This is a genomic window from Eubacterium sp. ER2, from assembly GCF_000765215.1.
Classification (GTDB): Bacteria; Bacillota; Clostridia; order Lachnospirales; family Lachnospiraceae; genus Claveliimonas; species Claveliimonas intestinigallinarum.
On the sequence record NZ_JPJE01000014.1, the window covers coordinates 16,477 to 33,166 of the forward strand.

Genomic DNA, 16,690 nt, shown 5'->3' on the forward strand with positions numbered 1-16,690 from the left:
ATAAATTACTTTTTATTTTCTATAATTTATCAAAAATGTCCTGGAAGATCTCTGCACCGTACTTCTCGTACATCTGCCAGGCAAGATCGTAGCAGTAATTGTCATCACGCTGGGCTATGACCACGATATTCATGACATGGGCCTCAAGATTGAGGGTGTAGACCACCCGTATCCCGACTCCCCTGTACTTGATCTTAAAAAAGCCTGTCAGATTGTTACCGCCTTTGTTTCCCAGGGGCTTGCCATATCCGTCCGGGGACGGCAGCGGCGCTCTTGACACCTTGGATATTCCGGCCAGTACCTGTTTTCGAACACTCCCTTCCAGCTTCTTAAATTCCTTCCTTGCCTCTTCCGTAATCCTTACATCCCACTTCATTCGATTTCCACACCCGCTTCCAGTGCTTCCACGTCCTCCATGGTCATTCCTTCTTCCTCCACCAGGGCTTCAAAGGATGTGGTTGCAGAATTTTTTCTGCTTTCGGCCAGCTTCAGCAGGGATGCTGTCTCGATCTCATCCAACAGCTTCTCCAGCCGCCGTGCCTTTTCGGATACTTCCCTGTACTCATCAAGGGACATGATGACAGCCGTGGGCCTGTTGTTTCTAAGTATCACATACTCCGTGTGGTTTTCTGTCACGTCCGTGCAGATCTTCCCTGCCTTTCCATTACTCAGATCGGTAATGGACACCAGCTTGTCAGTAAAATCTGTCAGTACCATACAATCACCTTTCCTTACTTTCTTTTACAAATGATTAAAATATTGCTTAAATTCTATATATTATTTTATATATTATATTGTACAATAAGTTGTGCTTTTATACAAGTTTTTTCAAAAAAGGAAAGGTGCCAGAAATGGCACCTTCCTTTTAGGATCACTTTTCCTCCTCAAACATATATCTTTTGTGTTCCCTCATGGAGTAATAATCCTCCCGGGTCACAATGATATGATCCAGAAGATCCAGACCAAGCAGCCTGCCCGCATCACAGAGACGCCGGGTCACCCGCAGGTCCTCTCTGGACGGATCCGGCTCCTGGGACGGATGATTGTGTACCAGGAGGAACTGGCATGCACCCATGAGAAGAAGTTTCATCATGATTTCCTTCGGGCGGATCATGGCGGCATCCGTGATCCCGTGTGATACTTCAAAAATCCCGAGCAGCCTGCTCCTGCCATTCAGCCCGAATACATAGGCGTATTCTTCTGTATAGTCCGTAATTCTCAGCACGTCCCGGCAGATCTGATGGACGGTTTCCGGACTGGAAATACAGGACACCATGAAGTCTATTTTTTTCTCTTTTATGAGTACCGGCCTGTTTTCTCTCAATACTGTATTATATAAGATCATCTTCTCTCCTTTCTGCCGGGGGAATGGATCCCCCGGCCTGCAGTCTATTCTATCCTTGTCATGTTCCTGCCGTCATATATGTAGGCATGGTCAGCCAGCCATTCCTCTTTTCTCACAGCTTCATGATTCACTTCCTGTACCATCATCGTGTAGAAAAGAGGGTCCTCCACATCCGCCAGGGAAACAGCCAGACATTCATGCAGGGAGGACGGCAGAACGACAAATTTCTCTCCAAACGCAGCGGAAAGCTGCCTGTAAACGGAGCTGCACAGGATTCCCGCAGCGCCGTATTCCCTGTCTCTGCCTGTCACTACGTACACCGGAAGGACCTGTGTATCCGTGTCCGGCTCAAAGATGCCTCTCAGCGCATCTGACAGAAGTATTACCTCCGTCTGCCTGGCCATGTTTTCAAAAGCCAGGGTATGCAGTTCCTCTTCGGACAGCCCCGTCATTCTGAACACCGGATAAGTGAGCTTTAACGTGCCATCCTCAAGGCTATCCGGGCCTGGCCCGTTTTGTATTTTCACCTCCACATAGTACATGATGAGAAAGTCATCCCGCAGCCTGTAGAGGAAATTTCCTCTTTCAACCTGTTCCCTGCAGGAGGCTCCAATCATGAGCGGATATACATGAGAACGGACATACTCCGGATCCATATACTTATCCAGGTCAACACTCACCTCCTTTTTTCCCAGCTCTTCCAGATAAGCAGCCACCTCCTCATCCGGCAGGTCGTACCACCTGGGTGCATAGGATACACTTGGTATCACCTTGCTATCGTTGTATTTCACCATATAGGCATCAATAAGCTGGTTCCCATGGTTTTTTTCCACATACTCAACTCTGACTCCGCTTCCCTGCAACAGGGCGTTCAGCCTGTCTGCTCTCTTGACCATTTCCTCTTTCATTCTTTTCATCTTTCCATTCTCCTTTTCTGTATGAATATTGTATATAAATACAGGAACCGGCTACTGCCAGTTCCTGTATCTTGTACTGATTGTTGTGATGCTTCCTGTGACTGCCGCCAGGGCTTCGCCCCAGGTCCTTGCCTGTCTTGCTGCCTTCTGGCTTTTCAGCCAGCTCCGGAGATAGAGATAATCTCCTTTCCGGACAGTGTCAAACACAAATTCAACGATTGTTTCTGAAGCATCATCCCGGAGCCGTTCCAGTCTCCGCAGGTTCTGATCGGAGACATCAACGGCCAGTATCTTTACGATACCGTGATCCACTTCACACGAAATGATTTCAACATCCATCTTTCCATCCTCCTTTTTGGCCGGTCCAGCTTATGAAGTTGTCAAGGTTCCTGCAACATTCTGTTGTCTGGCACCTCATAAGCCGCACTCCTGGCTGGAAGTCAAGGGAACGTGGAATATGTGTCCGCAGGACATTTATGCCGCGAAAGTCCCTTGACTTCCGGACCGGGGTGTGGCACCCGTCCAACGCACATGCGCAGATACCGTTTCCCGGGTGGAATAAACAGGCAACAGATTTTGCAGGGACCTGCAGCACGGTGCGGGGCCGGACAAAAAAGCAGGGATGGAGATGGATGTGTACATCTGCCCGTGAAGCCGGACTGCCACAAACAAGCCAAAGCCCCTCTTATGTAAGAGGGGTTGGGGGTGTTTCTTGCATGAAGATACCGGATCTTTTCCGGTATTCCGGAAGAGGGAGTGCCCTTTTGCCCTCCCGGGACTGCATGTCCTCTGGAAATAAAAAAAGGTGCCAGAAATGGCACCAGGGGAAAAGGGCTTCCCTCTTCCTTCCTTTTTATCTTTTTTCTACAATAAAAAAGGTGCCATTTCTGGCACCTAAAAATCTCACTCTCATCTACACAGACTTATAAGATATTAATATATTTTGTTGATGTAACAACTCCCGAAGGCGGATAGTACCCTGCAGGGGCTTCCACAACGCCGTAAAAATATACTTGATATCTCCGTCCAGAAATTAAACCTGTCCTTGCATTGGCCACAGTTACTTTTGTGGAATTATATCTGGTATTACCCATAGCAGATACAACCGTACCTGTTATACTTTCACTAGCCGTTGCACCTAAATATAAGGATTTAGAGACCTCACTAGCCTCTAATGTACCGGAATATGCCAGATGACCGACTCCCGAGCTTGAAACATCACTGCTAATTGCGGCAGCATAGGGTAATATAATCTGCCTATTAGTAGGCGCCATCTGTATACTTTCATTTCCTTCTTCGATGTCTTCAAGCTTTATCGTATTCATCTGAAACCGTATATTATCACTAAAAGAATAATATGCGGCCGGATCAAGATCCTGTATCATTTCTCCCAGGGTCTCGTAATCATTTACATTTTTCTCTCCCTCTGCGATGTCATCAGCCGCATATGACTGAAACGCAGTTGCAAATAATATCATGAATACTGCACACAAAGATAATACTTTCTTTTTCATAATTCTTCCTTTCTGTCGCTTTCCCTTTACGACACAGATGACAATTTACAGCTTCATTTCTCATACTACATCCCTTTTATATATCCCATTGCTATCACCTCCGTTTTTTTTCGATAACGATCATTAGGATATGGGAAACAATAATCAAAATGAGAAGCCGTAATTGTAAACTACTAAAAGTAAAGTAAGATGATGGGAAAGAAATAAATTGCGATGAATACCCGTCTGTATTATTTCGATAAAAATCTAAAATCTTAAACCTATTTATCATATCTAAAAAAGCTGTAACAAAAAAACCCACTACTGAAATCAGTCGGATCATGGCTATAATAAAATAAATGATATATATTTTAACTGACATTACTAAATTCAGTTTTTTCATTTCTTGTAATATCTGTTCGTCTGTTTCAAAATTCTTCTTTTTTTCTACTATTATTTTTTTCGTAAAAAGAGGTGTATGCATTTTGTACGCCTGTATCATTAAGGAAAGCCTGTTAAAGTTCGTAAACATTTCACCAGCACTCCTTTCTGTTAATTATCTATCTTTCTTTATAAATATCAGATAATTAATCCATTGTCAATTATTTATCGGTATTTTATTGTCTCGTCTGCGTTTTTTAGTATAACTATATAATACAGAGACAAAAGAAGATCCCATTTCTGGAACCGGTGAACAAGATTTATTTCTTTCGTTTATATTTATCAGAAAATATTTTGTATATTATTATACAAATTCCAATTTTACTTATTTTTTATCTTTTGCAAATATATTTTTCACACAATTATGTTATTATCTAACAAATTATAAATCCGGATTATAAACAAAATTTAATGAGAAAGAAGGGATAAAATGAAAAAGAATTTCAAAAAGGTAATTGCTTTTGTACTATGTACTGCCAGCGTAATAAGCTTTGCAGGGCCTGCCACTGTTTTTGCTTCTGAAGAAAATCCAATAATAAGTAATGCCGACTCTCCTAGAGAAAATCTTACTATGGAAAGTCAGACGGGAACCATAGAAGAAGGCAACTATGTATATACATACGATGAGAACGGCATACATTACAAAGTTGTAGAAGAGACCCAAAATTCTTTAAACACTGTAACAAGCCAAACATATGCTATGGATCAAAATGGTAACTATGTTTTAGAAAAGACCGTAAAGTCTACTATTAATGGCAATGATGTTATAGTGGAAACCACTACTCCAGACGGTCAAACTACAAGCCAGACAATTTCTCCGCAGCAAGGTAGAGTAATGCCATACTCTGACGGTACAACCGGAGAATGGAATACATCGTCCTATGATGGGAGTGTATATATCTGGAATTTTTCCATTGCAACTATTGCCCAGGTATTATTCATGGCCCTTGGTCTCTATTTAGCAGAGAAAGTTCCTCAAAAGCTTTATACGATTGCTGAATTTTTCTTCTCTCAAAATTGCGAAATGGCTTACTATCATGATACATATAGTTACATGTTAAGTGATACTAACCAATTTGTCATCGTGAGAGAAGCCATATCTGTAATGTATTTCTTAGATAGCGCTCACAATTACTATGTTGACAGCTATTACGAAGAATTTGACGGACGAGGAGTTATTATTTCTTAAAAGATGCAGATAAGTATTACCACTCTTAAAGAGTGGTAATACTTAATCATTAATTAATATTGATATAATACAAACAAATGGGGTTTTTGATGGTAAACAAAATACAAAAATATTCTTTTTTTTTATACAGATTATTTCAAATAACTTTCATAATAATAACCATTTTATGTGCATTTATTTTATGTGTTATTATCCTGTTTTTGCTGATGCCCTTTATTTCCACATCACAGTTTAGTGATGGTATAGATAAATTAAATACACTAACTCCAAATATTAGTTACCAATCATTTATTTTTTCTCTTGTACTTTGTTTTATTAAACTTCTATTGTTATTATTATTTGCTAGAAATTCAAAAAAATTATTAAAAAATATTTCGGAAAAAGATACTCTTTTTATATCAGAGAATAAAACGGCACTTAAATTTAGTAGTATTTTTTTCTTTTTATATTCTATCACACCCATATATCCTTATGAAACATTACAATTATCTCATATCATAACTAGCTTTTTAATCTGTTCCCTTCTGTATCTTCTTTCTTTTGCTACGGCTGAAAAATAAAGAAAAAGGTTCTAAAAATAGAACCTTCTTCTGTCAGATACAGTCTAAAAGGATGTCAATCTGGATTGACATTTACCTAACTTCAGAAAAAAGGTGCCAGAAATGGCACCCTCTTTTTCCTGCCTTCCCCTTATGCGAAAGGAGGTTCATCATTCTGTTGCTGCTGGTCCTTTTTAGCCTCGGCAAATTCCTGTTCCTCAATGACAACCTCGACCGTATAGACCTTGGTTCCCTCACTGTTGACGTAGCTTCCTGTCTGAAGACGCCCGCATACTGCTATCTTAAGTCCCTGCCTGTAGTATCTCTCCGCATGCTCGGCCTGCTTTCCGAAAGCCACACAGGAAATGAAATCAGCAGAAGCCTCTCCCTCTCTTTTGATCCGTCTTTCAACTGCCAGTGTGTACCTGGCTATGGCAAGGGGTTTTTCGCCCTGGCTGTATCTCACTTCCGGATCCCGGGTAAGTCTTCCTATCAGAATAACCTTGTTCATACGCCACCTCTTTTCGCTCGCTGTTTTTTCCGGCCGTGACAGGACGGCCAATGACATTCAACATCCTTCTTCATTATACTGTAATTGCAGTTATTTTTCAATCCCGTCTTGTCTTTTCCTGCCCCCTGTGTTACAATCAAGCTACCTTAAAGGTATTATTTATTACGCAAAAAAAGTCTTGGGAGTTTCTCCCGGACTTTTTTTGTATGCAGAGTGTCTTTCAAAACTATCAAAATGTAATAGTTTAATTTCTGTTCCCGTCCCCTTTTTTCTGCTGCCACATCTTCCAGGGACCTGCCCGGCCTTTCAAAAGTATCAAAACGTAATAATTAAAATTCCGCTCCCGGCTCACTGCAAACCCTGTTTTTTCCCGAAAAGCGGCGCTCAAAAGTATCAGAACGTAATAGTTAAAATTCCGTTCCCGTTCGTTTAAAACTATCAAAACGTAGCAGTATCAGTATCAATTTGTAATATTATTGCTATCAAAACGTAATTTTTCGTTTTTTTTGTCGAAAGGCTGAAAGCCTTGATTTTACTGGCTTTCCCGTCACTTTACAGAGCCCTTTTTTTGCCCCCTAATTATAAATTATAAATTAGGATATATATTATATATTTATATATATGCCTCTCAAAAGTATCAAAACGTAATAGTTTAATGATAGCTCATATTGATGTGGAAGATGATTCCCACCACGGCACGGCTTTTTTTCACATAGGAAAAGGAGATGGTATAGCTGGTGACACGCTGGATCTCGCTGACCGCTATATCAATCACCCGGGCCTTGAAATTCGCAAAGGTTTTATATTTATCTACGCAGTCGCAGCACTCCCTTATCTGGTCTACGGACAGCTCCACATCCAGTCCCTCGAGAGGGATTTTCTTGTACAGGATCTTTTCCTGCAGCAGCTCAAAAATGCGGATCGCATATACGGACTTCATGGAGAGTACATTGTCAAGCTCATACTGTGTGTACCTTTCCTTCAGATTGAGGAGGAAAGGTGTCAGCTCGTCATTCAGCTTCAAGGCCACCCCTATGTCAGAATGATACTCACATCGTTTAACCCAGGGAATTTTGATCCACCTTACCTTACCGGATGATTCCTGCCGGATGTAGACAGGATTCCGGAGGATGTCATCCGTGATCTTTTCGATGTCCCGGTAAATATTGCTGCGGGATATGTTTAAGAGCTTGGCAAGATCGGGAATACTGATGACGTAGGGATGCAGCTCCTTGTCATCGTACTGGATCTGCATGATCGCTGCCCGGATCAGTTTTGCGCTATTAAGTGACAGGGCCTGCCTGCCACCTACCAGGGTGTTAGCCTGGCATACGTATTTTGTTGTGTCCAGACAGAAATCAAAACTTAACTGTCCTTCAATCATTTTATTTTTTTTTCCTCTGGCCATAAAAAATTACGTCCTTTCAAATGTGTAATATTTAATGGTATTTAGATAATACATTATCTATTACATGTTGTCAATCATGTAATAGTTAAAATGTAAAACTATCAAAATGTAATAGTTTGACGAAGAATGTCGCATGTGCAAAAATGGAGGTTTTCTTATTCCAAAAGTATCAAAACGTAATAGTTAAAAGGAACTGTCAAGGATGATATGGATGCAGGAGAGAATAGTTTTCCAGGACTGCTTACAGACCCTGTATTCTGCCCGTGGAGGCGTTTTTTGGGGCAGAGGCGGGGAAAATCACAGGAACGGCAAAAAAACGGCTGTAAAGGCGTTTAAACGCTTTCTTTCCGGTCATGGATCCGGCTGTGGACGCTTGCCCCGGCGCCCCGCCGCCCCATGGGTTCCCGGCACCCGGGACATGCCTGCGGCACCGCTGGCAGAAAAAAACAGCACCCAGGGAAGGGAGAAGAGTACCGGACGGTCCGGTCATTCCTTACATGGAACGCTCCTCCAGCGGAAAAAAGGCTCTCTCCATGTACTTTCCGGACAGTTTTTCTGCTCCTGTTTTTAGGGACCTCTGCTGATCCAGCGTCTGCAGATGTTCCTTTGAGATATATTTTTCTATGCACTCATCCATCAGCGGTCTGTACTCTTTGTACGTGCCATATACGCTGCCAAAGACCGTGTCCAGAGTTGATTCGCTGAAGTTCTCAAGGGAAGTGACCATGGAGGTATAATGGTCCTTCAGATGCTGCTTCCGGGTGTCAGAGATCTCAAGACCAAGAGAGGACTGGATCATAATGGACATGGCATCTGCCTCCCATTCGATCTGGGAAGCGGATTTATTTTTTCCAGGCTGGTGATCCATCAAGGCGTGTCCTAGTTCATGGGACAGGGTGGAGAGCCTCCCGGTGGAATTGAGTTTTTCATTGATGACGATTTCCCTGTACTGCGGGCGGTAAAAGCCCCGCAGGGAAATGGAATTAAGATCCTGGAAATAAACAGGCACGTTTAAGTGCGTTACGGAAAATTCAGCCAGTCCTTTTGTGACCTGTTCATGTGTCTCGGAAGGGTAGCCCATGGAATAGAGCTGCGGATACTTTTCCGGCGGGAACGTGGTCTGGGAGATGTCAAAGGTCAGACCACGGCAGAAGCGCAGCTTCTGGATGGCTTCCAGTTTTCCGGCTTTGTAGTCCTCGACCTGTTCCTTTGTCGCCTTGCTTAATTTGACATACTCATCATCTATCTTCAGATATGTGGTCTTGACCGGGACGGATATGGTCATGCTTTTTCCCTGTCTGCGGACAGGATATCCCATATCTTTCCAGGCTTTATAGGACTGTACAAAGGTTGCTCCCGGATTCTGGGAATGGATCAGCATGGTGTTGTTAAGGCTGTATGTGTAGAAATTGGACGAAAACTGGACAAGTTCCAGTATGTGGTCCGGGTTGGTCTTGTATTCCTCAGAGAGGGCCCGGATCTCTTCCCGGAGATCATCCTTTTCTTTACTGGATGTCTTCCCTTGGTCTTTTTTTGAATTTCTGCGGGTCATGGTTTTCACCTCTTTCAAAGATATATTTTCTTGATCTCGTCCTGTTCCTCTTTCTGCAGGACGGAGAGGGGAGTGAGTTCGTTGCTTGCAATCACAGTTCCTTCCGGCGCATGTGCTTCCTCGCACTGCATGAAACACAGGTCACCAAAGGCATTGCGGATGATGGCTTTTCCGTGGTAGTATCCGATGACCAGGTTGTCATCCACGTTGGTTTCAAAATTCTTGGGTGTGGTGCGGTAAATCATAGGTATGTCCTTTCCGTGCCATTTCTGGCACCTACATGCTAAAATAGAGTTTTAAAGAGTCATAATACTGCAGAAGCACGGTCAGAAGCTCACTGCGTATGTTTGGATAAATGATGGACAGAAGCCCGATGGCAGCCAGGACAAGGATCATGGTGGTTGTGACAAATTTAATAATGGCACTAAGCTGGCGGATCATGAATTTTACCATGTTGCTTTTTTCAACCACTATGACATTTTTATCCTGGATACCATGCTGTTGCCGCAGGCTTTCCTGCTGTATGGCTGTTTCCTGTTCCTGGCGTATGTCCCCTACTAATTTTTTCTTGAATTTACTCATGTTTTTTTCCTCGCAGCCGTGAAAATAAGGTCCTGCGGCGGGCAGGCAGATCCCCCGGCTTGTCCGGGATCTGCAGCAACGCATCATAAAGGGATGTATCATGCAGCACAAAGGGATCCGGGATGAAGGAGGAGCAGATCAGTGTCCTGTCTGCCTTGTCCTCCATCAGTTCTAAGATGTCGCTGCGTTCCGCCTCGGGTATCATGTTAAAAATGTAGAACACATCGGAGTAGAAACTGTTCTTGATAATGTCATAGGTGGCGGGCAGCTCCACCGGGTTACTGCCGCAGACCATGAGGCGGAAGTCCTTTTCCAGGTAGGAAGTCCGGTTAAAGTCCGCATCATGGTATGCCCCGTAGTCATACACATAGAAGTCGTAGCCCATGGTCATGATTTCCGGAAGGCTTTCCGGCCTGTAGTACATCTTGACGGATTCATATGTGATCTCCCCGATTTCCTCCCTTTCCTCCACATCGAACCATTCCTTAAGTTTCTGCAGATAATCACTGCCGTTCATCTGGATGTAACAGGCATCGTATCCCTTAAAGCGGAGATATTTCACAAGCTGGATGGCATGTGTGGTGGTGCCGATCCGGTGCATGGCCCCGGTAAGGCCGATCAGTTTATGGCTGGTCTTAAGAGCCGGAGCTGCAGCCTTTCCGGATACAGGAGCTTCCTGCGGTGTGTACGTACCGGAAAGGAAAGCCTCAAGCATGTCTTTCTGATCAGACAGGACTGTATGTGTGATGAAGCAGGAAAAGCCTTTCTGTTCCAGTGCCAGGAGTGCTCTGGCATCCGGCAGGTAGCCGGGAGCGTAGATGATGGTCTGTACACGGGAGGCCTCCCCGATCTGCAGGATGGCGTCCGCAATTTCAAACGGAGACATGTCGTACTGATCGATGTCATATATGATATGGGTTGCGCCTTGGCTGATAAGGTCAAGGATGGACTGTTGCTGCATTTCAATCCGGGGAGCGGGATCTATGTATGAATAGGGGAGGGACAGTTTTCTTGCCACATCCTCCATAAAAAAACCTTGCTGTGATTGTCCGACAAATATGATCATTTTTCTGTTTCCTCCAAGTCCTTTAGTCGTTTCTTTAGCATTTCAATTTTTTCCTGGCTTTCCTCGATATCTTCTCCTGTGTCCGTGTTTTCCTGGATGAGCTTCTGGATATTGGAATTGGCCGTTTCGATCAGATGGCGGCTGTTTTCCTGTTCCCGGGCTGTCTGATAGATCATGTCATCCTCAATGGACTTGATTTCCTGCTCAAAGGTGCGGATCTGCTCGTTGTTGTCCTCTATTTTTTTCTGTGCAGTTTCTATGTCACTTTCCGCATAGGTGATGTCCCGTTCATATTTTTCAATCCGGTAGCCTGTTTCCGTCAGCGTCTTAATGCTGGCAGTCTGGACGGCGTCACGGTTCATGTAGAAAGATCGGAAATCTCCTTCGGCAACTTCATCCGGGAAGTAAAGCTGCAGGGACAGGGACTGCCAGGAAGCCGGTACGTGGAACTGCAGGACTACCAGGTCTGCAGACTCCACTACGGGATCAACGGACAGAAAGCCGTGTTCCCGGTCAATGGCCTTGAATGTGTACTGGTCATGTCCGTCCATGGCATTATTCTGGATGGAAAGCGCCACTTCCATGAGGTTCTGCTCTTTGTCGTATTTCCAGGTATCCAGTGTCATGTCCCGTTCATGCTCCGTGATGGTCGTAGCGTAGGGGGTGGCCTTTACCACGTCCTGTTCACCCCAGAGAGTGGAAGTGAAGAAGAAACCATACCCGGCTATGAGGATGACAAGAAATGTCCGGATTATAAGATTTTTATGCCGTAGCTTTTTTTCTTTCTGCAGGAAGAAAAGCCTGCTTTTCGTTTCGTTGTCCATGTTACCGCTCCCTGTCATTTTCAAATGAATACTGATGGTCGTACAGTCTGTTATCAAGCAGAAGAGCCATAAGATGGCGGTTCATCATGTTCCTGTCAACTGTATGGACAGGGATCCTGCGCTGCCCGGCTATGGAAAGTTCCTGGCATATTTCCGGATCAGACCGTCCGTCCTGGATATGGAGGACTGCATCCGCCTCATAGATATCATCGGAAAGCAGGATTCCCTCCAGATAAAAGTTTCGTATTCTGGCCTTGTAATACTGCCGTTTTGATTTTGGACAGCACACATAAAGTCTGGTATCGGTTATATGTTCATTACGCATTATCAGTTTGCCTCCTTCAGATCATTGGTTCTTCCCGGTGTCCCTTCCGGCATGTAGAAATCAAAAGAGTCGGTATCGGAAGTGTAGGTACAGTTGATGTAGTGATCCGATCCATCCAGGCTGTACCGGATGATAAAATCGGCCCGTGCATCATTAAAGGAAAATCCGTCCTCCATGACGGTGGCGGCATCCACGTCTATATGATTGTTATACAGATACTCGTAAAGACTGTTTCTGAGAAAGTCGTACCGGTCCGATCTCTGCTCCGTAAAAAAACCGGATTCATCAGTCAGCTCAAAGCTCTCCAGATCGTAGTCCTCCTTGTAATTTGTCGGAACGTCCTGGAAAGATTCCCCGGCTGCAGCTTCCACGGAGCTGTCTGCAGCCTGTGGATCCGGATGTCCGGATCCGGGATCTATGGACTGGCAGAATATGAAAATGAGAACGAAAACAATTCCAAGAAGAAGAACACTGGTTTTAAATTTCATGGATATCCCTCCCTTACAGATAATTTCTCGGATCAACGGGCGTATCGTTTTCCCATACCTCAAAGTGCAGATGCGGGCCGGTGGATGCTCCCGTGTTTCCCACGTAGGCAATGACCTGTCCTTTATTGACATGCTGGCCGTTCTGTACGATGATGCGGCTGCAGTGCTGATACAGGGTCTTAAGACCGTTCCCGTGATCGATCTGCAGATAATTTCCACGTACACTGTTATAAGTGGACTGGATGACGGTGCCGTCTGCAGCGGCATAGATTGGTGTTCCTGCAGGGGCAGCGTAGTCCCTGCCCTTGTGGTTGGTGCTGCCGATCCCGCCCGGTGACGTGCGGCCGCCGAACTCGCTGGAAATGGATGCTGCAGGACAGGGGTTTGCCAGGTAGCCGCTTCCCGGTGTTCCGCCGCCTCCGGATGGTATCTGTCCGGCCTGGTAGTCTTCCCAGGTCATGTTGTCAAACTGGTACAGGTTGTATGTGACCATATGGTTGATACAATTGGTTACATACGAAGAACTGGTGGCCCATCCGGCCTCTTTGATGCCGTTCATGAAGCCATTGGCCTGTGCGGTGGTATAGGATCCGTCACAGGGATTTTTGTATCTGGCTATGGTGCGGCTGTAATATGGCTCCAGGCTGAGCATCCGGCCACGTTGGCGGATGCAGTCCCCGTAGGTGGCATAGATGGAAAAAGCAGCAGTAGTGACCTCCAGATCTCCTCCGGGTGTTTCCTCGCCGGTGATCATATCGACAGATCCGGTTGCGTACTGATCCCCGGAAAAATACTTGATCCCGAAAAGGTTCCGGTAGTTGTAGGCAAGACCGGACAGACCCTGCCCGGATTCGCCGCCGGGACCGTAGGATCCGAAACCGGATTCCGCTATAAGCTGGGCCACTCCGGTGCTGACCGGGATTCCGTAGGTTTCCTGTGTCTTAAAAAAAGCCTGCATCATGTCAGTGGTGACGAACGGTGGCAGTGTGTATCCTGCAGGCTGGCTCTGGCTTCCCAAGACGGACATGGCAGAAGCCAGTGTTTCGTATAAGACCGTGATGGTGATAAACAAAATGAGGACTCCCAGGACTGTTGGTATAGTCAACCATTTCAAAAGGCGTTTCATCATACACCGCCTTTGAAGAGAACTTGTTCCTCTTCCGTGAGATGAACCTTCAGCTCCAGGTTCTGGTCACTGTCTATGACAAGGATGCATTGACCCATCTCCAGGCGTGGGATCCGGTTTTTTAGGGAGGGGGTCAGTTCATTCTGAAATACCCGGTCAATCAGAGGCAGTACATTTGAGTTTTGCCGGAAAAGAAATTTATACTGCGAAAATTCAAAAATAGTCTTGAGCTTATCTATGTTTTCGTTGGTGGAGCCTTCCGGGATCAGATCCCGGATGGACTGTGTCGCAAGCAGGATCCCTCCGAAGTATTTCCGGGCTTCCCTGGCATATACGGTAATCTGATCCAGAATAAGCGGCTTTTTAGCGTTGATCCAGCGGTGGGCCTCATCAATAAGGATCATGGTATGCACGATATCAGAAAAAGCTAATTTTTTCGCATCGTATAAATCCATCATGGTTTTTCCGTTCGTGACGCAGTTGTCCCAGCAGAGCGCAAGGATCGTATACAGGTAGGCATCGAAGATCTCTGCAGGAAGGGACTTGAGCTGCGACAGGTTGAAAGTTACGATCTGCTCATCCGTGATGTTGTCCATGGTCGTATGCCCGTTGAACAGGGAGCCGTAAATGTTCACAAGGACATCCAGCGTATTTTTCACCCTTTGATACTGCAGAAGCGCATGCTGGATAAGATACATTTCATTCTCGTTTCCTGTAGTCGCAATGTAGGACTGCATCTTGCGGTCGATCAGATCCCGGAGATCCTCCAGTGTGGGATAGCTTGATGCAGGAAGTCCGGTTACCTTTGTTTCCTTGCCATCTGTCAGCTTGACGGACAGCCCGCAGGATTCATACAGTTCATGGAGCGACCGGACAAAATAATTGACTTCCTCGTTATCCGGTTTCCCGGACACAAGCCTGTAGAAGGTTGTCAGTTTAGAAATATGATTCTGGAAGTTTTTCCCTTCACTTTCGTCTGTACTCTGCAGGATTTCAAGAGGATTCAGCAGTGTGCCGGCTGCGTCTATCACCTTTCCGCCAAGTGTCCTGGTCAGCAGGGTAAATTCGCCGGAGATATCAAAGGTACGCAGGTAATCTCCCCGGATTGCCCGGCTTTTCAGCCGCTTTTTAAGGAGCGTGGATTTGCCGGATCCCATGAGACCGAAAAGAACGCCGTTATAGTACATGCGTTTTTCTGTTTTGTGAAATTCATCGAAAATGACGTTGCCTCCGGTCGGTGTCTCTCCAAGGTAATCCCCGTAGGGATCTTCCAGGGCGGAGAAATGGAAGGGATTGCCTGCAGCCAGGGTCTCGCTTGTAATGGGGATGCCCGGGATCTGGAAGGTGTCAGCCTGTGCCGTCATACTGATAAGGCGGCTGTCCCATTCCGCCTTGCCCTCATTGAGGAACACGGAATTTTTATATCCGCTGGTCTCGAGGTAGGTCATGATGTGCTTGGTACGGTTCTCCAGGTCAAAAAAGGTCCTGGCAGATATATAGATCCGTATATGTATGGTTTTCATGACCTCATCCATGGTCTCCAGCTCATCGTACAGCTTCTTCATGCGGCGGTACTGGTATTCCGCATCATGACGCTCCGCAAAGGTATTGGCGCTGTTGTAGCGCATTTCCTGCTCCTGCAGGGAGCGGTTAATGTTCTGTTTGGTTGTAAAAAGATCTTCCGTATGGATATCAACGGTGGTAATCACATTCTCAATGTTGCATACCTTTGTCAGCCAGTGGTCATCCACACCCGCTTTTGGAAGCTTATAGACATGGACGCACTGGATATAGCCGTTTCCGGTTTTGATGTACGTCTCATCCCGGAAATGGATGCCGCCCTGCGGCTGTATGTATGCCATGAGGGAAAGATCCTGTTGTATGGTATTTTTCTTCTTTCGCATGCTTCCTCCTTATATCACGTTAGTCTGGTTGGAAAGTTTAAAGAGGATGTTGTGTTTTTTCTTGGCGTCAATGACGATGGCAAGGCCATCCACACCGGTGCCGAGACTTTCCAGAATGACATTCAGATTTTTATGCTGCATCTCCAATGTTCCGGAAAAATACATCAGATAATATTCCCGGAAAGTCTTGTTTTTTTCCAGCCATTCCAGTTCCTTACGGCTTTTTTCCAGCCAGTACTGATACTGCTTGTTGTGTGTGTTCTGTATCCTGTGTGTCAGATATTTCTGCTGTTCCTGTGTGTTGCAGGGGTAGTTCAGTGCCACGATCTTACAGTCACTTCCAAGCATGCGGAACATTTTCATGATCCGCCCCATGTCATAGGAACGCTCGTCAGCATCAATGCTGTTGAGATCCTTTGTACGTATCTGTACTATGTCCATGTAGGAATTGTCCTTCAGAAGATAGCACTGACAGTCTGGCATATAGCGGACAATGGGAATGGTTTCCAGAACAGATCTGCTGATTTTTTCCGGCTGTTCCTTGCTGCCCTTTTTCCTGGATATGATGAAACGGATCAGAAAAAATAGGTACAGGAAGAGGACCGCCAGGATGAATACGCCGGAGATAATGATTACAGGTGTCATGGTTATAATCCTTTCCAGGTGCCATTTCTGGCACCTTATTTTTTGTACTGGTCCTTGTCGAATACGGGTTCATAGATGTAAGGATCCTTTTTAAATACAAAGTAAATGGACTGCCAGTTGCGGCGGTTCTTGTTGTAAGGGGATGGCAGGGACAGCAGCAGTGCGGCCACTGCGGAAAAAATGTAGTAGGCCATGTGTAGATCATCCCGTACCAGCCCGGATAACAGATAGGCCACGCCTATGTAGCCGATCACAAAGAAGAAATCTGTCAGAAAGATATGGTTGGTGACCTTGGTCTCGGACCGGATCTCTTCGGTGGTTGTATATTTTCCCAT

General features: G+C 45.3%; 19 protein-coding genes and 1 pseudogene. 1 reads left to right on the plus strand and 19 read right to left on the minus strand.

Going from position 1 to position 16,690, the window contains the following annotated elements; translation table 11 throughout:
- Positions 1-19: 19 nt before the first annotated feature.
- The 6 genes from NI21_RS0105680 to NI21_RS0105710 form a co-directional block, all read right to left on the minus strand.
- Positions 20-376 carry a type II toxin-antitoxin system RelE/ParE family toxin gene (locus NI21_RS0105680; RefSeq protein ID WP_033125286.1) on the minus strand — a complete coding sequence of 119 codons (357 nt, stop codon included), beginning with the start codon at positions 374-376 and terminating at the stop codon, positions 20-22.
- Positions 373-717 carry a type II toxin-antitoxin system Phd/YefM family antitoxin gene (locus NI21_RS0105685; RefSeq protein WP_052083967.1) on the minus strand — a complete coding sequence of 115 codons (345 nt, stop codon included), beginning with the start codon at positions 715-717 and terminating at the stop codon, positions 373-375. The genes NI21_RS0105680 and NI21_RS0105685 overlap by 4 nt, the downstream gene beginning before the upstream one ends.
- Positions 718-871: 154 nt before the next feature.
- On the minus strand, positions 872-1,345 hold the full coding sequence (locus NI21_RS0105690) for a JAB domain-containing protein (RefSeq protein WP_052083968.1): 474 nt from the start codon (positions 1,343-1,345) through the stop codon (positions 872-874).
- A gap of 44 nt (positions 1,346-1,389) precedes the next feature.
- Positions 1,390-2,262, minus strand: coding sequence for a DUF5688 family protein (locus NI21_RS0105695; RefSeq protein ID WP_033125287.1), 873 nt, complete (start codon positions 2,260-2,262; stop codon positions 1,390-1,392).
- Between the two features lie 51 nt (positions 2,263-2,313).
- Entirely contained in the window at positions 2,314-2,601 is a 288-nt protein-coding gene (locus NI21_RS0105700; protein ID WP_033125288.1) for a hypothetical protein, read from the minus strand.
- Between the two features lie 584 nt (positions 2,602-3,185).
- Positions 3,186-3,776, minus strand: a complete 591-nt coding sequence (locus NI21_RS0105710) for a hypothetical protein (RefSeq protein WP_033125290.1) — start codon at positions 3,774-3,776, stop codon at positions 3,186-3,188.
- Positions 3,777-4,626: 850 nt separating this feature from the next.
- Here NI21_RS0105710 and NI21_RS0105720 point away from each other — a divergent pair.
- Positions 4,627-5,385 (plus strand): hypothetical protein, encoded by a 759-nt coding sequence (locus NI21_RS0105720; protein WP_033125292.1) that lies wholly within the window; start codon positions 4,627-4,629, stop codon positions 5,383-5,385.
- Positions 5,386-6,105: 720 nt separating this feature from the next.
- On the opposite strand, the pseudogene NI21_RS0105725 reads toward NI21_RS0105720, so the two are convergent.
- The 13 genes and pseudogenes from NI21_RS0105725 to NI21_RS0105785 all read right to left on the minus strand — a co-directional run.
- A pseudogene (locus NI21_RS0105725) lies at positions 6,106-6,435 on the minus strand (single-stranded DNA-binding protein); the annotation flags it as partial.
- A gap of 652 nt (positions 6,436-7,087) precedes the next feature.
- Entirely contained in the window at positions 7,088-7,819 is a 732-nt protein-coding gene (locus NI21_RS0105730; RefSeq protein WP_242842818.1) for a replication initiation protein, read from the minus strand.
- 517 nt (positions 7,820-8,336) lie between these two features.
- Entirely contained in the window at positions 8,337-9,395 is a 1,059-nt protein-coding gene (locus NI21_RS0105735; RefSeq protein WP_033125294.1) for an ImmA/IrrE family metallo-endopeptidase, read from the minus strand.
- A 14-nt stretch (positions 9,396-9,409) separates the two neighbouring features.
- A complete protein-coding gene (locus tag NI21_RS0105740; RefSeq protein ID WP_033125295.1) occupies positions 9,410-9,640 on the minus strand; it encodes a hypothetical protein in 231 nt (76 codons plus the stop codon).
- 31 nt (positions 9,641-9,671) lie between these two features.
- Entirely contained in the window at positions 9,672-9,977 is a 306-nt protein-coding gene (locus NI21_RS0105745; protein ID WP_052083970.1) for a hypothetical protein, read from the minus strand.
- Positions 9,970-10,995, minus strand: a complete 1,026-nt coding sequence (locus NI21_RS0105750; RefSeq protein WP_147581169.1) for a hypothetical protein — start codon at positions 10,993-10,995, stop codon at positions 9,970-9,972. The genes NI21_RS0105745 and NI21_RS0105750 overlap by 8 nt, the downstream gene beginning before the upstream one ends.
- A gap of 44 nt (positions 10,996-11,039) precedes the next feature.
- The gene (locus tag NI21_RS0105755) at positions 11,040-11,867 is read right to left on the minus strand and encodes a hypothetical protein (protein ID WP_033125296.1); all 828 of its coding nucleotides are present in this window, start codon (positions 11,865-11,867) and stop codon (positions 11,040-11,042) included.
- A 1-nt stretch (position 11,868) separates the two neighbouring features.
- Positions 11,869-12,192, minus strand: a complete 324-nt coding sequence (locus tag NI21_RS0105760) for a hypothetical protein (RefSeq protein WP_033125297.1) — start codon at positions 12,190-12,192, stop codon at positions 11,869-11,871.
- Between the two features lie 2 nt (positions 12,193-12,194).
- Positions 12,195-12,680, minus strand: coding sequence for a hypothetical protein (locus NI21_RS0105765; RefSeq protein WP_033125298.1), 486 nt, complete (start codon positions 12,678-12,680; stop codon positions 12,195-12,197).
- Positions 12,681-12,693: 13 nt separating this feature from the next.
- Positions 12,694-13,809, minus strand: coding sequence for a peptidoglycan DD-metalloendopeptidase family protein (locus tag NI21_RS16050; protein ID WP_081957992.1), 1,116 nt, complete (start codon positions 13,807-13,809; stop codon positions 12,694-12,696).
- Complete coding sequence (locus tag NI21_RS0105775) at positions 13,806-15,710, minus strand: VirB4 family type IV secretion system protein (protein ID WP_033125299.1); 1,905 nt, start codon at positions 15,708-15,710, stop codon at positions 13,806-13,808. The genes NI21_RS16050 and NI21_RS0105775 overlap by 4 nt, the downstream gene beginning before the upstream one ends.
- A gap of 9 nt (positions 15,711-15,719) precedes the next feature.
- A complete protein-coding gene (locus tag NI21_RS0105780; protein WP_033125300.1) occupies positions 15,720-16,355 on the minus strand; it encodes a hypothetical protein in 636 nt (211 codons plus the stop codon).
- Positions 16,356-16,390: 35 nt separating this feature from the next.
- Positions 16,391-16,690, minus strand: a complete 300-nt coding sequence (locus tag NI21_RS0105785; protein ID WP_052083973.1) for a DUF5592 family protein — start codon at positions 16,688-16,690, stop codon at positions 16,391-16,393.